At 64.0% G+C, this 17725-nt stretch carries 14 protein-coding genes; 11 read left to right on the forward strand and 3 right to left on the reverse strand.

Annotated elements, in window-relative coordinates; genetic code table 11:
- The 11 genes from tssK to phaP all read left to right on the forward strand — a co-directional run.
- On the forward strand, positions 1-689 hold a 689-nt coding region (gene tssK, locus ECTPHS_RS11310; RefSeq protein WP_008932884.1), incomplete at its 5' end, for a type VI secretion system baseplate subunit TssK.
- Positions 686-1396, forward strand: a complete 711-nt coding sequence (gene icmH, locus ECTPHS_RS14070) for a type IVB secretion system protein IcmH/DotU (protein ID WP_008932885.1) — start codon at positions 686-688, stop codon at positions 1394-1396. The genes tssK and icmH, both read left to right, overlap by 4 nt.
- Entirely contained in the window at positions 1393-4566 is a 3174-nt protein-coding gene (locus ECTPHS_RS11320; protein ID WP_008932886.1) for a type VI secretion protein IcmF/TssM N-terminal domain-containing protein, read from the forward strand. The genes icmH and ECTPHS_RS11320 overlap by 4 nt, the downstream gene beginning before the upstream one ends.
- Complete coding sequence (locus tag ECTPHS_RS11325) at positions 4563-6068, forward strand: TssA family type VI secretion system protein (protein WP_083838840.1); 1506 nt, start codon at positions 4563-4565, stop codon at positions 6066-6068. Before ECTPHS_RS11320 ends, ECTPHS_RS11325 begins: the two co-directional genes overlap by 4 nt.
- Before the next feature lie 40 nt (positions 6069-6108).
- Positions 6109-6645 carry a type VI secretion system contractile sheath small subunit gene (gene tssB, locus ECTPHS_RS11330; RefSeq protein WP_008932888.1) on the forward strand — a complete coding sequence of 179 codons (537 nt, stop codon included), beginning with the start codon at positions 6109-6111 and terminating at the stop codon, positions 6643-6645.
- Positions 6642-8159, forward strand: a complete 1518-nt coding sequence (tssC, locus tag ECTPHS_RS11335) for a type VI secretion system contractile sheath large subunit (RefSeq protein ID WP_008932889.1) — start codon at positions 6642-6644, stop codon at positions 8157-8159. The genes tssB and tssC overlap by 4 nt, the downstream gene beginning before the upstream one ends.
- Before the next feature lie 53 nt (positions 8160-8212).
- Entirely contained in the window at positions 8213-8698 is a 486-nt protein-coding gene (locus ECTPHS_RS11340) for an Hcp family type VI secretion system effector (RefSeq protein WP_008932890.1), read from the forward strand.
- A gap of 71 nt (positions 8699-8769) precedes the next feature.
- Positions 8770-10557 (forward strand): type VI secretion system baseplate subunit TssF, encoded by a 1788-nt coding sequence (tssF, locus tag ECTPHS_RS11345; RefSeq protein ID WP_008932891.1) that lies wholly within the window; start codon positions 8770-8772, stop codon positions 10555-10557.
- Positions 10554-11414: a type VI secretion system baseplate subunit TssG gene (locus ECTPHS_RS11350; protein WP_008932892.1), complete on the forward strand. Its 861-nt coding sequence runs from the start codon at positions 10554-10556 to the stop codon at positions 11412-11414. Before tssF ends, ECTPHS_RS11350 begins: the two co-directional genes overlap by 4 nt.
- Positions 11415-11428: 14 nt before the next feature.
- Entirely contained in the window at positions 11429-13483 is a 2055-nt protein-coding gene (locus ECTPHS_RS11355) for a type VI secretion system Vgr family protein (RefSeq protein WP_008932893.1), read from the forward strand.
- 374 nt (positions 13484-13857) lie between these two features.
- Positions 13858-14334: a TIGR01841 family phasin gene (gene phaP, locus ECTPHS_RS14075; protein ID WP_008932894.1), complete on the forward strand. Its 477-nt coding sequence runs from the start codon at positions 13858-13860 to the stop codon at positions 14332-14334.
- 57 nt (positions 14335-14391) lie between these two features.
- Here the strand turns inward: phaP and ECTPHS_RS11365 are convergent, their stop codons facing one another.
- The 3 genes from ECTPHS_RS11365 to ECTPHS_RS11375 are packed head-to-tail and all read right to left on the reverse strand — an operon-like array spanning position 14392 to position 17610.
- Positions 14392-15150, reverse strand: a complete 759-nt coding sequence (locus ECTPHS_RS11365) for a sulfite exporter TauE/SafE family protein (protein WP_008932895.1) — start codon at positions 15148-15150, stop codon at positions 14392-14394.
- 56 nt (positions 15151-15206) lie between these two features.
- Positions 15207-16151, reverse strand: a complete 945-nt coding sequence (locus ECTPHS_RS11370) for a DUF1028 domain-containing protein (RefSeq protein WP_008932896.1) — start codon at positions 16149-16151, stop codon at positions 15207-15209.
- A 16-nt stretch (positions 16152-16167) separates the two neighbouring features.
- On the reverse strand, positions 16168-17610 hold the full coding sequence (locus ECTPHS_RS11375) for a DUF294 nucleotidyltransferase-like domain-containing protein (RefSeq protein ID WP_008932897.1): 1443 nt from the start codon (positions 17608-17610) through the stop codon (positions 16168-16170).
- Positions 17611-17725 lie beyond the last annotated feature (115 nt).

The following is a 17725-nucleotide window of genomic DNA, read 5'->3' on the forward strand; positions in this document are numbered from 1 at the left end:
GCGACCGTCTGCGGCAGTTGCCGGAAACCGCGCCCGAGGCCCTGTCCCGCCGCCATCAGCTAGGCATGCTCCGGCGGCTGCACGCACGGCTCTTGCACTTCGCGTCCCTGCCCGGTCTGACGCCGGAGCGCCTGCATCTGGCACTGACCGAGGGAGTCGCCGAACTCCAGGTCTTCATGGCCGACACCGATGAGGGCCGACTGACCCCGCCCTTCGAGGCAGCAGACCCCGGACCGGGTTTCAGGGTACTGGAATCACAGCTGGATCTGCAGCTGCAATGCCTCATGCCCGACACCCGACCGACACCGGTGCTCATCCGTCACTCCGAGGCCCGGCTGGAAGCGGACAACCTGGCGCCGGCACTGACACCGGGACATACCCTGTACCTGCTGGCAGCCCATGACCGCCCGACGGATACCTGGATCGAGGATCTTCCCCGTCAGCTCAAGCTGGCCGCCCGGGAGCAGCTGGATCTTCGCCTCCAGGCGGCCCTGCCCGGGGTCCCCCTGCGTCATGAACCACGCCCCCCCAGGGCGCTGACTCTGGCGCAGGGCCAGGAATGTTTCCGCCTGGAAGCCTTTGGTGATGCATGGGAGCAGGTGCTTCGCAGCGGCACGCTGGGTATCCATGTGCCGCCGACCCTGGGTGACCTGCACCTGACGCTGGCATGCCTGGAAACCAGTCCATGACGAACAATCCCTGTCTGCGTTGCAGTGAACCTCTGCTGGCCCTGCTGCCTGTGTTGCTGGATCCGGATCAGGCCAGGGTGTTGCCCGATGACCATGACCGGCGGTTGCGCGCCACCTTCCGGGAGGTGGAGCAATCCATTGCCGACCTTGCCCTGCCGGAATCCGCGCGGGAAGCCGTGATGCTTGCCCTCGCGGCCCTGGTGGATGAGCTGGTCCTGTGTTCGGCCTGGCCCGGACGGGAACCATGGCTGCATGACACCCTGCAGCTCTCCACCTTTGGTGATCAGTTGGGAGGAGAACGCTTCTTCAGTCATCTGGATGAATTCAGACGCCACCCGCGGGCCCATCAGACCCTGCTGGAACTGTATCTTGCCTGCCTGCAAATGGGATTCCGGGGCATCTACCGCCTGCGGGGCGAGCAGCCTCTACATGCCCTGACCACCGACCTGTGCACCCGGGTCGAAGCCCTGCGGGAGCCGGTGGAACCGGACCTCGGCGTTATCGCAACACCACAGGACATGCCGGCCGGCACGGGGCGTCTTACCCCGACAGGCATCATTCTGATGACCTTGAGCCTGATCCTGGCCGTGACCCTGTTTCAGGGGCTGCAGACCCAGCGGCTGTTCCAGGCCGGGACGGATGGTCTACACCAGGCCCTGGAGCGATTCGAGACAGCCTCTCGGCCGGCGGCGGAGGCCCCTCAATGAACCGGGAACGTACCGATGCAGGGACCACCCGGATCATGGCCCAGTTGGAAAATCTGGACAGGGAACTTCAATCCCGTCGAAAGGGGCAGGGGGGCGGCAGGCGCCACCATGGCGAGCAGCCCTGGTTCCTGCTGCTTGGTCCCGCGGGCGTCGGCAAGTCCAGCCTGATCCGGCACAGCGGGCTATCCCTGGAGCCTCCGACAACAGGGGCGGATGATGCCCCTCTTCGCTACCGGGTGAGCGACCAGGGCGTCATGTTGGCACTGGACATCGAGACCTGCCCAAGTCCGGACACAACGCCACCCCTGAATGCCCTGTTGCCATGGCTGGGAAGGCATCGTCACCGATCCGGAATCAACGGCATCGTGATAGTGCTCGATGCCCGTGCGCTGTCGGAAAACGGTAGCCCGGGGACGGAGGCTTGGGCGCGCCCGCTGCGTCGTTGTCTGGATGGGCTGCACCAGACCCTGGGGATGCGCTGTCCCGTCCATCTGGTGATCAATCATGCCGACGAACTGCCTGGCTTCGACGAGTGTGTCCAGGCCGTGTCGAGCGAGGAGCGTCGTGGATTCTTCGGCATCAGCCTCGCTCCGGACGACGATGCCGGAAACGCTTTTCCGGAAGGCATGGAGACGCTGCGGCAGCGGCTGGAGGGCCAGCGTCTGCGCCGACTCAGGACCTGCACCGATCCAGTGAGCCGGTCCCGACTGATGCTGTTTCCCTTTCAGTTGTCCCGGCTGACACCCGCCCTGAATGACTTCCTGCGGACCTTGCTTGAGCACGCCCCCGGCCAGGAACCGATCGGACTGGCAGGGCTGGGACTGACCTCGGCGGCCGAAGACCCCTCCTTTGTCCATGGGCTCTGGCATGAGCTGATCCTGCCCCGTCGACATCAGGTGACGCCCAGCCTCCGGCGGCGCGGGCGGCGGCGCCTTGCCCTGACCCTGGCCGGTATCCTGTCAATGATGAGCCTGGGGCTGGCGGCCGCCGTACTCAACGACATCCATCAGTCCCGGACCGAACTGCTGACCCATATGGAGGCAGCCGGGCAAGCCCTGGACGGACTTGGAGAATCCGCCACCGCCGACATCCACACGGTCGCCGGAGATCTATTCTCCCTGCAAACGGCCCACGGGCAACTGCAGGCGGCCGCCGGTCCGGGGCAATGGCAATACCTGTCCGCACGTCCGTGGCTTCGACAACAGGTCGAGCTGCTGGAGGAAGCCCTCGTCACCATGGTGGACCGATGGTTCATCCCCGAGGTTCTGGAAAAACTGGCGTATCAGCTGGAAGCCCTGGACGCCCAGTGGGACGATCCGTCACGAGCCGGGGATCCGGCACTGCGCCAGACCCATCATGAGCACCTGCGGCTTTACCTGATGCTCACGGACAGGCAACACCTGGATCCCCGGGTGACGGCTCCGGTTCTGCGTGAATACTGGGATGCCCTTGGCCATCCCTCTGCCGCCGGTTCCTCCCAGCCCACGGATCTTTGGCTGGAAGCCGTCACGCGGCATGGCCGGGAACCGACCCATGGCCCCGATGCGGGGCTTGTGGCCCGAGCCCGGACCCGTCTGCAGGGAGAAAGCGACCTGGACAGCCTCTACGGGCGTCTGCAGGCCATGGTCGGAGCGGAGCAGGGGAGCGTGGATCTTGCCCGGGTGCTGGGCCGTGAGCACGCACGGTATCTGCGGGTCAATCACTCCCTGCCGCATTTCCATACCGCGGCGGTCAGGCAAACATTGATCCATGGCGAGATTCCCGCATTGGTGCACATGGCCACGACGGGTGACTGGGTGACCCACGGTCCCGAGCACACCCCCGGCGAGCATGATGTGGAGCAACAGGACACCCTCATCCGGGCCCTGCATCATCGCTATGCCGAGGATCATGAACACCATTGGCGACGTTTTCTGGGGGGACTGGAACTCCAACCGCATGCCCGCCTGCAAACCCTGGCTGACGCCCTTCATACCCTGACGGCGGACCATGACGGTACCCTGATTCGCCTGTCCGCGTGGTTGCACACCCAGCAGGCCGCCGAGCAGAAACCAGCTCGCCATGGTGTGCCGCTGGAAGCAATGGCACGCCATCTCGTCCCCGTCCGCAGTGCCGGTGAGGATCTGTTCATCCGGGGTGGGGATGACACACTCTCTCCGGAAGCCCCCTCCCTGTCGCCCTGCCTTGAGCTGCTGGTCGCGGTGCAGGCGGAGATCCAGGGCATGGCCACGGCACCGGATCCCGCCGGTCAGGCGCGGCTCCATGCGGCCGCACTGCTCTCCGGGCAGGCTGCCGGCACGGCACTGCACCAGGCCTGGGTGGGCATCTCCCGTCTTTCCGGCCAGGAAAACAGCGGCTGCGGCCTGCTGGAACCGTTGCTGCGGAGCATCGTGCGGGAGAGCTGGCGCACCGTGATCCGGGAAGCCACCGTGGACCTGGAAAGGATCTGGCAAAGCCAGGTCCACGACGGATATCAGGACCGACTGGCCCGACGCTTTCCGTTTCATCCGCGGGGGGAAGACGCCACCCTCGTGGATCTGGTGGACCTGATCCATCCGGAACGAGGCCGCCTGTGGCGTTTTACCCAGGACTACCTAGACCCTTTCCTGACGGAACGCCAGGGACGCCGGCAGTCACGACAATGGATCGGTATCGGCCCCGGTTTTTCCCGTGGATTCCTGCAGGATCTGGAGCGGGCAGACCGGCTCACCAGCGCCCTGTTTGCCGACGGCGGGGATGAACCGCGTCTGGCCTTTCATCTCTATCCCATTCCCCATCCGGGGCTGAGTGAAATGCGGTTTGAAACCAATGGCCAGCAATACCGCTACCGCAACGAACCCCAGGAATGGCGCCAGTTCGTCTGGCCCGGAGACATCCGCAGTCCTGGCGCCAGGGTGATGGCGCTGGACCATGACGGTCGACCGCTGGGGGAATTTCGGGAGGCGGGGATCTGGGCTCTGTTCCGCTTGCTGCACGTGGCGGCGCTGGACCCGGAGCACAACGACAGCCATCTGTACACCATCCGCTGGCCTCTCACGGGGGAGGGCGATGACTCGGTGGAGTTGCGCTTTCACCTGCGGGCCGATCGACGCCAGAACTTCATCCACGAGACCCTGTTCCAGGATTTTCGTCTCGGCCGCTCGCCCTTTTCTCAACGGAGTTCGGGATGAATCCAGCCCCACTGCCGACTCAGCTGATGACACGGCTTGAAGATGCCGTCGCTCCCGGTCGAATGACCTGTGACGAAGACCCCCGGTTCACCGACGGCTTCGTCGCCATCAAGGAGGCGTTCGAACAGCTCCAGGGTACGGATTTCGACCACCTGATCGAAACCTGCACTGATTTTCTCCGGTGCCAGGCCAAGGACCTGCGAATTGTCGGCTACCTGTTCCTGGCCTTGGTGACGCGCCATGGTCATGCGGGTCTGGCGGCGGGGCTGCGACTCTATCGGGACATGGTCCGGAATCACTGGGAACACTGTCACCCGCGCCCGCCCACACGGCGTCGAGCCGCCGTGGCCTGGCTGGATAACGAACGACTGGAAGGGCTGCTGGAAGCGCAGACTGTAGGGCCGGACCCGCGGGAGGCCGATGTCCTGGCTGCCACCCTGGAGGATCTGGTGCAGGCGCTGACGACCCAGGATCCGGAAGGGGCGGCGGAGGCGCCGCCCTGCGGGGTCCTGCGCCGCTGGATGGACCGATGTCAGGCCCGGATCCGGCAGGATCCGGCCGTGCAGGCGACGAAAGTGACGTCCGGGGATCGGGCAGAAGGGTCATCCGCCCGGACGGAATCGATGACCGCCGACTCGTCGTCCGCCGATCCGGATGCCTGGCTGGAAGGCATTCGTGGTTTTCATGATCACCTCCTGGCCGAAGGCGAACTGCTGCAGGCCTGCGCCCTGGCGCAGGCGGTGCGGTGGGGCAGTCTGGGTCTGCCCCCGGCCCGGCAAGGTGTGACGCGGATTCCGCCCCCCCGCGCCGAAAGCTGGGCGGGGCTGGAAAGGCTCATCCGTGCCGATGACTGGGAGGCCGCCTTCCAGTGTGGTGCGGAATGCTTCTTCGAACCGGGTTTTCACCTGGCCCTTGACCTGCAGCATCGGCTGGCCCGGGCCGCCGACGGGATGGGCCGTCCGGAACTTGCCATCCATCTGCGGGAGTCGGTACGGCTGTTGCTCAAGCGGCTGCCGGGACTGGAAGCGCTGAGCTTCGAAGACAAGCGCCCCTTCATGGACGAGACCACCCGCCGTTGGCTGTCGGCATCCCCGGCGGCAACGTCCGCCCTCCAGGTGCCTTCGGGATCGCCGGATGCCCCTGATCCCTCCGCTTCCACCACCATGCCCTCCAGGCTGTCCCCGGACATGGACTGGGACAGCCTGAACCGGTTGCCGACCCGAAATCTACAGGATCGCTGGCGGCTCGGGCTGTTGCGGTCGGACCTCTGCCTGCGCCAGGGACGCAGGGACGTGGCCCATGACCTGCTGGTCAATCTGTACCGGCAACTGGATGAGATTCACGTACTGGACTGGGATCCCGGGATTGCCACGGCACTGTTGGAGCGTCTGCACGGCACCGCCGTGGCCCTGGATCCGGACCTGGCCCGTACCTGTGCCCGGCGTCTGTGCGCCGTCGATCCCGCCCGGGCCATGGCCTTGCCGGCCATCGAACCCGCCTGAACCATCAACCATCGGACCTCAACCGGACAGGAGTCCCGACATGACCGCCAGTTTTCAGGAAGAAATCCCCAGGGCCAGGGTGAACATCACCCTGGATGTGGATGGCAACGGCACGCCCCGCAAGGTGGATCTGCCTTTCAAGACCCTCGTTATCGGCGACTTCAGCCGGGGACGGACCCAGGGCAAGGTCGCGGACCGTCCTCGCGTTGAAGTGAGTCGGGACAATCTCGAAGCCGTCCTGCAGACCCTGGCGCCGGCGCTCCGCTTCACCGTGCCCAACCGGATCGATTCACAGGGCGGCGACATCCCCGTCTCCCTGTGCTTTCAAAGCCTGCGGGATTTTCGTCCCGAAGCGGTCGCCGGCCGCATCAAGCCCCTGGCCAGACTGGTGGCGATGCGCAACCTGCTCCGGGAACTCAAGGCCAGCATGCTGGACAATGCCGGCTTTCGTCGTGAACTGGAACGCATCCTCCAGGATCGTCAGGATCTTGAGCACCTGAACAGGGATCTGCAGTCGCTGCTGGCAGCCGCCGGCGATGGAGAAGATCCGATGCCGTCACAGGGAGGTCGGTCATGAGTGTCATGGAAGCCGTCGATCAACATGCCCGGGAACAGACCGGTCCCTACCAGCGCCTGTGCCGGATCGTGGATGTGGAACCCCCGCGGCAGGCAGTCAACCTGGACCATTTCAGTGATGACCCGCACCTGAGTGAGACTTCGGCCGGTGACCGGCTGACCGCGGCCCTGGGGGTGCTGCTGCAGTTGCTGGAAGATCCGACGCCGGGCGAGCAGGGTATCGACAAGACCCTGGTGGACGCCCTGATCGCCCGTCTGGACGAGCGGATCGGTCACCAACTGGACGAGATCCTGCATCATCCCGAATTCCAGGCCCTGGAATCGGCCTGGCTCAGTCTTCAGTTCCTGCTGGATCGCTGTGATCGCCGGGCCAACGTGAAAGTGGAGCTGATGGACCTGAGCAAGGAAGCCCTCCAGGAAGACTTCGAGGATGCTCCGGATACCAGCCGCAGCGGTCTTTATCGTCAGCTCTACGTGCAGGAGTACGATACCCCCGGCGGCGAGCCCGTCTCCACCATCATCGCCGACTACCGGTTTGACAATACCGCACGGGACATCGGCTTGCTGCGGGAGATCTCGCGGGTCTGCGCCGCTTGCCACTGCCCCTTCATCGGCGCGGTGGGGCCTGCCTTCTTCGGCAAGCAACAGGTGTCGGACCTGCCCCGCATTCAGGATCTTTCCAGCTACATGGAGCAGGCCGCCTTCATTCGCTGGAATGCCTTTCGCGAAACCGAGGATGCCCGCTACGTGGGGCTGACCCTGCCGCGCTTCCTGTTGCGTCTGCCCTGGGGCAATGATCATCCGGTCCGTGGTCTGTGCTACCGGGAAGACGTCAGTGGCGAGGATGCCGGCAAGTATCTCTGGGGCAACGCCGCCTTCGCCTTCGGCGCCAACATGGCGGAGAGCTTCCGGCTGCATGGTTGGGCGGTGAACATCCGGGGGCCCGAATCGGGGGGGCGGGTCCGTGATCTGCCCCTGCATCAGGTGGACCTCGGTCATGGCCTGCAGACCCGCATGCCCACGGAGTTCCTGATCTCGGAAACCCGTGAAATGGAATATGCAAAACTTGGCTTCATCCCCTTGAGTTATTACAAGAATCGGGATTTTGCCTGCTTTTTCTCCGCCAGTTCGGTGCAGAAGCCCATGGAATATCCCGCTGCCGAAGCCACCGCCAACAGTCGCATCAATGCCCGTCTGCCCTATGTCTTCCTGGTCTCCCGGATCTCCCATTACCTGAAGATCCTGCAACGGGAAAACATCGGTGCCGCCAAGTCCAGGCAAACCCTGGAAGACGAGCTGAACCAGTGGCTGCAGGGGCTGGTGACCCGCATGCGCGATCCTGACCCGACCCTGGTGGCCACCCATCCCCTGCGGGACGGCCGGGTGACGGTAGCGGAAATACCCGAGAATCCCGGCTTCTACGCCGTGACCCTCCAGGTCATGCCCCACTTCCAGATCGAGGGGGTGGACGTGCGCCTCTCCCTGCTGGCCCAGATGCCCCGATCCCGGGACTGAACATCACTGTTGCCATGGATAGCCCATCCCCCCTGACAAGGAGACCCTGAAAGATGCCGATTCCCGCCTACATGAGCCTGCGCGACGACCAGGGCGCCCCCGTGGAAGGTCCGGTACAGATCACCGGTCGACGCCATACCGTGGAAGTACTGCAGCTCGATCACGAGATCCGTATCCCCACCGATTCGGATACGGGCGCCCTGACCGGCACCCGCAAGCATGAACCCCTGCGCTTCACCAAGACCTTCGACAAGGTCTCCCCCTATCTCTACAAGGCCTGCAGCAACGGGCAGACCCTTAAGGAGGTGGTCATCCACTGGTACCGCATCGACGACAGCGGTACCGAACGGGAGTACTTCCGCCACCGCCTCGAAGACGTGAAGGTGACCTCGGTCAAGCCGGTGATGCACAACGTCAAGGATCTGGACAAGGAACGCTACCCCCACCTGGAACAGGTCGCCCTGCGGTATGGGCGCATCACCTGGACCTACGTGGACGGCAACATCGAGTTCCAGGATTCCTGGGTGGAAAATCGCTGATCGGCATCAGGCCGCCCGGATCCGGCATGTCCCGGATCCGGGCACGACGACGGCACCGGCAGGGAAACGCCATGGACAGCTTGCAGGACCTGTTTGCCCCATTGACCGCCTCCGACCGGGATCTCGGGGAACATTACGACGAAGCGCTACTGAGCCTGAACCGGGCGGCTGCCGAGTTCGCCCGGGCCCACCCTCAGCAGGCCGATGCCCTGGCCCTGGAGGATCCCCGAGGCCGTGATCCCCGGGTAGAGCGACTGTTTCAGGGCATGGCCTTTCTCAGTGCCCTTGCAAACCGGCGCATGGAGGAGGATCAACCCGATATCTGTGCCGGCCTGCTGACCCGCCTCAGGCCCGAGGCCCTGCGGCCCTATCCGGCCTGCACGATACTGGACCTGACCCAACGACACCCCCGCCGACAGGCATTCACGCTTCCGGCCGGTACCCTGGTGCAGAGTCCGCCGGTGGGTGCGGAGCAGACACGTTGCCGCTTTCAGACCCTGTGGCCGGCTACCTTGCAACCGTTGCGGCTTGCGGGGATCGATTACCGCCGGGCAGGCGCTCCGGGGGGGGTGCTGATGCTGGACCTGGAACTTCACGAACCCCATGACCCGGCACATCCGCTGCCCACCGCGCTGGATCTGCATGTCACCGCGGACAGCGATCCGGACATGTCCCTGCTGGATCATCTGCTGACCGCCACCGGACCGGTGCATCTGCTGGAAGACCCTGCCCAGGGCATCCGTGAGACGGCCCTGGGCGACGCGGTGGGCATCCGTCCCGCCTATTCCCTCTGGCAGTACGGGGTCAGGCCCGAATATCGGGAGACAGATTCACCGGGCTTCAATCTGCTGCAGGACTTTTTCCATTTCAGGGACCGCTTCCGTTTCATCACCCTGTTCCTTGGAAACCACTGGCAACTGCCGCGCCGCACCCGCCGATTCCGCCTCGGAATCACCCTCGGGCGCAGGCTGTCCGCGGCCACCTCTCGCTATCGTGACGCCCTGCGCCTTCACTGCGTGGCGGCGGTCAATCTCTTCGAACAGGATGCGGAACCCCTGGTACGGGACCCCCGGCGGGCCGAATATCCGCTGACCGTGGACAACCGCCGCCAGGAATCCCTGCAGATCTACCGGGTGGAAAGGGTGCAGGGGCTGGATACCGTCAGCGGCCGACAGCGGCGGTATCCGCTGTTGTTCTCGACAACCACGACGGACAGTGCCCAGGCCGGATACGAACCCCTGACGCGCCCCGACGCGAGCGGCCGTTCACGACTCTGGCTTGGGCTGGACCCGGTACAGGCCCCTCGCCACGAAACCCTGTCCTGCCGGGTGCTGGCCCATAACGGGCATTACCCCCATGATCATCTCGCTGCCGGAACCGCGCTGGAAGCCGTCCGGGATCCGGGCAATGCCCTGAGCATCTCCCTGCTGTCCAGACCGGGCCGGCTCTATCCCGCGCCAACACGGGGTGACTGGCGCTGGACCCTGATCCAGCATGTCTCGATGCAGCGGGGCGGCCTTGCATCCGCGACCGACCTGCGCCAATGGTTGAGCCTGGCGGACTGGAGCCGGAGTCCCGCCCGCCCGCACCTGTCGACCGGCATCCTGACCCTGGAAACGATCCCCATGACCCAATGGCACCAGGGTATCTTGCGCGCCGGCCAGACGGTCTGCGTGACCCTCGACCTGGGCGTCTTTGCCGGTCGAGGGGAGGCCGCCCTGCTCGGGCAGATACTGGCCTGTAGCCTGTCAATGCAGACCCCCATCCATCAGTGTCTCCGCCTGCGGCTCAAGGCCCATCCCGGGGGGCAGGACATCGGCTGGCCCGTTCTCCCGGATCATCCCCTCATGCCGCAATGAACCTCCCATCCCATCCCGCCCATGCATTCGGCCTGTTGGAACTGTCGGTGAACCTGGCCGCCGCCGGAGCCGGGTTGCCGACCCTCGTCCCGTCCGCCGACCTGGACTTTCCCGCCGGCCCCGTCGCGAGGGTCCGTCGGCTCGAGGCAGGGGACAGGATGGAAACCTCGCTGCCGGGGCTGCGGGGCGCCCATTCCCCGTTGCCCCTGGAAGACCTGGAAGCACTCTGTCGCGAGGATCCCGATGCCGAGACCCTGAGGGCCTTTCTGGATCTCCTTGACCGCCCCCTTCAGGGGCAGATGCTCCGGGCCTGTCTGGCGTCACGCCCCCATCTTCCGGCCGGTGGAGATGGACCGCCTCCCTTGCTGCGCTATCTGAACGCACTCAAACCCACCGGTCTCCCCACCGCCGCGGGACTGAAGGTCAGGATCAAGCGCCGGCTGGAAGACATGGAGATGCCAGGTCTTGAAGTGACCATCCATCTTGGTTGGTACTGTCGCCGTCCATTACCGGAACCGACCCGCCTGGGCCGTCACACCGGGGCCTGCCTGGGCCGAGATGCGGCTCTGGGCGAGGAAGCCCGCGTCCCCGAAGGCCTACGCATCGACATCGGCCCCCTGCCGCCGTGCGGGATCACGACATGGCATGACGTCGCCGCGTCGCTCACCCGGGAAATACGGGACTACCTGGGACCCTCCACCCCGTTCGAGGTGGCACTTCGACTCACGCCGACATCCCCGGAGGGCCTGGGGAGCGAGAATCTGAGCCTCGGCTTGAACTCGATCCTGGGCGAGGGTGCCGGTACCGATGCACCCCCGGTGATCAGCCTGGCACCGCACCCACTCACACGCCCCTGAGGGAGTCAGAAACGATGCCCACCGGCACCATGCCCCATTCAAGACACACATCCCGTCACCGGCTGCAGATCCGGGGGCACCCCGGACCACAGCCGGAGGTGGTCGGTTTTCACTGGCGGGATTACGGTCTGTCCAGATCCTATCGGATCACCGTGGACTGCGTGACGTCGACACCGATGGCCGCGCCATGGGTGCCGGGATGCCACGCGACCCTGCTGGTGGCCGGCAGGAGACGCCCTGTTCACGGCATCATCACCGGGGTGGTGGATCTGGAGAGGGGCCCGGCCGGTCATTACCTGCGCCTGTCCCTGGAATCCCCTCTGGGTCCTCTGGCCCGCTCCCGCCATCAGCGGGTCTTCACCCGACTCGATGTCCCGCGGATCCTGGAACGTGTCCTGGCCGGTCATGGCTGGCAACAGGGCGACTGGCGCGTTGCCTGTACCGGCGAATGCCCCGTTCATCCCTTCATCGCCCAGCTGGAAGAGGACGACCTTGCCTTCATCTCACGTCTGCTGGCCTTTGAAGGACTGCATTACCGCTTCGAGCAGGGGCCTGAGAAGCCCGTGCTGGTGATTCAGGACGATTCCCGTAGCGCGGTTGACGACGGGGCGGGAACGCTGCGCTACGAGCCTCTCAGAGGCGGAGTCCGTGACCTGCACGGCTTCCACCGACTCACCGCCGCGGCCAGACTGCTGCCGGAGAGGGTCACATTGCGGGATCATGACCCGGAGCGGCCGGAATCCCTGGCGCCGGTTCATGCCGTCACCGTGGACAGTATCCCGGGCCAGGGCACGGAAGCGCATTGGGGTGCCGGATTCCGGGACATCAAGGAAGGCGAGCGGCTTGCATGGCTCCGCCTGCAGGCCCTGGACTGTGAGCGTCGGCAGATACGGATCCATACCCACTGTACGGATCTGGAACCCGGCCAGCGGCTGTCCCTGAAAGGACATCCCTGTTCCGATTTCAATCACACCTATGTGGTCGTGCGCGTGGACATGGAAGCCTCGCAGGCCCATGCCATGCCCATGGGGGGAGCTTGCGAGCACCGACCGGGGCCAAGAGTCAGGGTGGACCTGCTGCCGGTGGAGCAGCCGTTTCGACCCCGCTATCGCCCGCACCGTGTCCACGGGCGCCTGGTGGCAAGGGTGGATGGCGATCCGGAAGAAGGACCCATGCTGGATGAACAGGGACGCTACCGGCTGCGATTCGATTTTGACGATACGCCTCATCCCATCGGCCGTGCCAGTGCTCCGGTACGACTACTCACCCCCTATGCGGCCCCCGGGGGCGGTTTTCATTTTCCGCTTCATCCCGGTACCGAAGTGCTGGTGGGATTTGAAAACGGCGATCCCCATCGTCCGCTGATCCTGGGTGCCCTGCCCAATCGTGATCAGCCATCGCCCGTCAATGCCGACAATGCCGGTCAGAACCTGCTGCGCACGCCGGCAGGCTATGAACTGTGCATGGATGACCGTGCCGGCAGGGAACAGCTCAGGTTGGCGGCCCATGACGCGGATCTGCATCTCACTCTGGATGCCGCACAGGATACCCACAGGCTGATCCTGGAGACCCGCCGTGGCGAGATGGCATGGCAATCAGGGCGAGCCATGCACCTGGATATCGGCACCGATCAGCAAGTGGAGATCGGCGGTGACCAGGGAGTCAGGGTCCGAGGTGATGTTCTGTTGATCACGGAGTCCGGAGACATCCGTCAGCAGGCGGCGGGAGACCTGTTGCTGGAAGCCGGAGAAGACCTGCAACTGCAAACCCGTCGGGGGGACATGCTGCAGCACAGTGAAGGCGCGATGACACTCAATGCCGGCGCCGATCTGGCGTTGATGTCGGAACAGGGTCATTTGCACTGCCGCGTCCCTCGCGGTGACGCGGAATTTCATGTCGCGGGGGACATGTTGTGGAAAACCACGGCCGGGGGGATACGTATCGGTGACGACAGCGCCTGCATTTTGATCGATGCCGACGGTGATCTGGTGATCCAGGGGCGCGAGGTCCGGATTGAAGCGGAAACCATCCGCCTGCAGGCGAATCGCATTACCCAAAACGGCACCTGAGCTGTGGATGACACGGTTTCTGTACAATCACTATCTTTTTAAAATCTTTTTAATGATTGTAATAAGGGGACGCCTTGCCTGGGGAAAAGAATTTCAAAAATTTTTAATTTCAACACGTTATACACATTTTAACGTGTGAGGAAATCTGCGGGTAACCCAGCGGGAAATTGTGCGAGGATTGTGGATAAGTCTGTGGGAAAATCTTGCCCACGGTTTCAAAACAGTTTATCCACAGGGTTGTCACGGGCTGATGATGGCCTGTATTTCCTTGAAAATGGGGGCGCACGCAAGCGAGTCCTGTCCGTTGGACTAAGCTCTACCTCTGGTAGGATCAATCCCGTATTCCCCTGTAACCAGAGAAGGAGATCGCAGCCATGCCGCAAGAGAAAAATCCGTTCGACATGTCCGAGCTGATGAAACTGATGGATCCTCAGCGTTATATGGATCAGATGAACGAGTTCATGAAGCAGTTCAAGATCCCGCACATGGACATGTCCGCATTGATGGAAGTGCAGAAGAAGAACGTGGAAGCCATGATGGCCGCCAACCGGGCAATGATGGAAAGCAGCGAGGCCCTGATGAAGCGGCAGACGGAGATGCTGAGCCAGGCCATGAACGAGGCCACGGAGATGACCCGTGCCATGGGGGAGGCAAAACAGGACGATTTGCCGGCCAGGCAGGTGGAAATGGTGGGCAAGGTCTACGACCGCATGAGCGGTCATACCCGGGAAACCTTTGAATCCATGCGACTGGCCCAGGAAGCGGCCATGCAGCGTCTGGATCAGCGTTTCCGGGAACTGCTGCAGGAACTCAAGGATATGTCTGCCGGCAAGGACCAGGCCAAGGAGTAATCCGCGTCACGATGGTCCCGGAGCGGATTGCCTGTCGCTTCCGGGACCATCCCGCCGTCATCCCAGTTCGCGGAAGAACTGCACCACCAGCAGGATGCACAGGATCCACAGCAGACCCTTGAGCCAGCCCCGATAGGTGTCCGCGGCCACCCGCTCCCGGATCCACATACCCCCGCGCAGTCCGATCAGGGCGGCGATGCCCAGGGGCAGGGAAATCAGCAGCAGGTCCAGTCCCAGCATGCCGAGGAAGGCAAAGGTGATGGCCTGGGTCCCCTTGCCCAGCAGGAAGCACAGGTTGATGGCCTGGACGAGGACCACGGGAGCCAGTCGCAGTTCCAGGAAATAGATCATCATCACCGGGCCGCCCACGTTCACGGTCCCCCCCAGCAGGCCTCCCAGCAGACCGGCCCCGGCACCGCTGGGACGGGGATGGCGGCCGATCCAACTCCAGTCGATGCGTTTGATGCGGTCGGACATCAGGTAGAGCACCACCGTGGCGGCCAGCAGCAGACGGAAGGGATTAGGGTCCATGGCCACCAGCACCAGGGTGCCCAGGGCCGATCCCACCAGCATCCATACCGCCACCGGCCAGAAGCGGGCCACACTGCCGAGCCAGTTGCCGCCCCGGATCAGGCTCCAGACGTTGACTGCGATATTGGGGGCCAGGGTGAGCAGAATGGCCGTCTTGACGTCGGTGATCAGCGCCAGGATGGGAGTGGCGATCATCGGGAAACCCAGCCCGAAAGCGCCGTGGACCAGGCCGGCGATCAGGGTGACCAGCAGGCCGATGAGGATCTCTTCAGTACCGAACGTCATGCCGTGTATTGCCCGGAATGTGGTGAGGGGGGAGAACAGTCAAGTCAGGGGCGGATTCAGGATGTGCCGGATTGTGGCGGGAGCAGCCGCTGGATCAACGCCGGATCATCGGGCAAAAATCGGCTTTTTGCCACCCTCTTCAGGAGCAGGGACCAGTGGGGAGCGCGTTGGAACAGCGCCCCGAGCAGTGCGCGGGCTTCGGCTTCATGGCCCGCATTGATCAGGGCCACGGATCGCCAGAAGATGAGTTCATCCTCTTCCGGGGCCAGTGTTTCGGCACGGGTGAAGGCCTGAATGGCCTTGTCGTATTCACCATGCCGCAGATGATGCCCGCCCAGGGTATTGAATTCGTAGGCCTCCTTGAGGATGACAAGGCGCTTCAGCTCCCGGACCGGGGTGGGGTGGTCCTCCACCCGCAGATCCAGAAGGGTGTCCTGGGCCGGGTCTCCGGTGGCCCTGCCGCTGACCACGATCATGGCGGCGGAGCGTCGTCCCCGCAGATCGCCGCCTTGGGCCTGGGCGGCTTCCAGGGCACTGATCAGGCGATGGGGAAAATCACCTTCGGCGGCCTCGTAGGCCCGTCCCATAGCTTCCCAGGTGCCGTCATTGAGCAGCATGTTGCCAAGGCATGCGTACTCATCCCCCAGGCAGTGACCGGCCTCGTCGATGCACAGGCGGCCGGTATGGGCCACCACGTCTCCCTGGGTGTCGATCATGGCGGCCTGGCGGTAATCCATGTGGTGATCCCGGGCCAGCAGGCGGCGCAGTGCCTCGCCGGCACTGGCGCCGTCCCGCATCAGGCGCAGGCCTTCGGTGGCATAAATGAGCTTGGCGAAGGACTGGATGGTGCCGGCTCCCACACCCGCCCGGGCAAACGGAGCAACGCTGCCCACGGCAAAGTGATGGGACTGGACTGCCACGCCCAGGTGACCGCTGGCAGGGTCCCGGGCCACGATGGAATAGGTGGCGACGGGGAGTTGGGCGGGGGGCTGGGTTGGCATCCGGTCTGCCTTGCAATCAGCGCAACAGGCTGAGGTTGAAGTGACCGCTGATGAAGCTCTGGAACTTGGTCACATCCTCGAAGGCGATCTTGAGTTTCACCTGTTCCATCTGGCTCAGTTGCTCCAGGGCTGCGCAATTGTCCGGTTTTTTCCCCTGCTCCACGGAGCGGACCTGGGCTCGCAGACGCATCAGCACCAGAAAATCAAAGCTTTCCTGTAGATCGCCGGCCTGATCCTGCTTCAGCACCCCCTGTTTCACCAGGGCCTGGAGACGTTGGTGGGTGCCCCCGTCCAGGGCGTTCAGTTCCAGGGCCAGGGCCTTGATGCCGTCGGTGAGGGCGAAAATGCCGCCTTTCTTCAGGTCCACTTCCCCCCGGGGGGCGCCCTGGGTACCGGTCTTGATCTTGCCCAGCCAGCCCAGGGGCGGGGTGAAGCGCAGCATGTTTTCCGCCATGCGCATGATGAACAGCCGGTTTTCCGCCAGGCGGTGGTAGATATGGGCCTTGAGCTTGCGTTCCAGGGAGGCATCGCCGTAAAGGGTGCGGAGGTCGGCGAACATGCTCACATTGGGGATGTTTTTCGGGCTGGGCGTGGTGAGCCACTGATCCAGCTCCTTGTACCAGCCGGAAAGACTGCGTCGCCAGGCGGGATTGCTGGCCATGATGCCACCGGGGCAGGGAGGGACGCCGATCTCGATGAGATGCTTGATGAGCTCCTTGGAAAAGGCCTCGATCTTCCTGATGTCATCCTCGGACAGATCATCGGCGTAGACGATGGCATTATCCTGGTCGGTGGAGAGGGTCTGCTCGCTGCGTCCCTCGCTGCCCATCACCACAAAGGCAAAACCCCGGGGCAGGTCGGGGAAGCGGGTCTCCCGGACCAGATGGATCAGGCGCAGCAGGATCTGGTCATTGAGATGGGCAATGAGCTTGACCAGATCCTGGATCCCGGTGGTGGTGCCGCTGAGTCGTACCACCAGATCCTGAATGCGGGCATGCAGGACCTTGAGATCCTCGGGGGTGCCGGCCTTCTCGATGTCCCGCACCAATTGATGGGGCGAATGATTCTGCATGCGCAGGATGTCCGTGTCGGTGATGATCCCGTTGAGGGCGCCGTCCTCGGACACCACCACCAGACGGTGGATGTGTTGCCGCGACATCTGGTACAGCGCCTCGTAGAGCACGTCTTCTTCACGGATGGTGGTCAGGGGACTGTTCATCACGTCCGCCACCTTGAAGGAACCCGGGTCCCGTCCCGACGGCACCACCTTGTTCCTCAGGTCCCGGTCGGTGATGATGCCAATGGGGGCACCGGCGTCATCGCAGACCACCACGCTGGAGATGTTCTTCTCCTTCATGACTTTTACCACATCAACGAGCCCTTCGCCGGGCCGGCAGGTCACGACCTGACGCTGGCAGATCTCGCCCACGGGGCGAAAGAATTGGTTCTCGTCGTTCATGCTTGACTGTCCTTTGCCGGAATCCTGACCGGCATTTTGGGTCGATAAACACCGTGGGAGGGGTTGCCCGCGGTGGATTGGAAACGATGCCCGGCCCGCCCGGTCCGCGTGCCAA

Source organism: Ectothiorhodospira sp. PHS-1, from assembly GCF_000225005.1.
Classification (GTDB): Bacteria; Pseudomonadota; Gammaproteobacteria; order Ectothiorhodospirales; family Ectothiorhodospiraceae; genus Ectothiorhodospira.